General features: G+C 62.9%; 1 pseudogene. It reads left to right on the plus strand.

What is annotated here, in order from left to right:
• Positions 1-353: pseudogene (locus tag HK26_RS11730) on the plus strand (hypothetical protein); the annotation flags it as partial.

Below are 353 nucleotides of genomic sequence, written 5' to 3' on the forward strand. Positions count from 1 at the left end.
GATGGGGACAGCAACGTGGTGGGGCGCTCCGTGCCGCGCCTGCGGGGCCGCGCATCCAACCTGACCCCTACCCTGATCGACAGCGTCAATTATGTTTACCAGATCTCGGACGGCCCCGGCTCAGTCCTGGCATTGTATGAGGGCGGATATGCCGGGGGCATTGCCTTTGGCGGTTATGTTGCGGATCTGTATGCGCAGGCTCCAGCTCCGGGCACCTACACAGTCCAGACGGACAGGAGCGGCACATGGCTCCGGCTTGGCACCAAGCCTGTTTACGCCATTACGGTGGATGCCGAGGGGCAGTTCCGCTCAGGGGCAGCGCCCCCTAATGTGCTGGATATTCTGCGGCAGTT

The sequence above is a fragment of the Acetobacter okinawensis genome (assembly GCF_002153655.1).
Taxonomy (GTDB): Bacteria; Pseudomonadota; Alphaproteobacteria; order Acetobacterales; family Acetobacteraceae; genus Acetobacter; species Acetobacter okinawensis_A.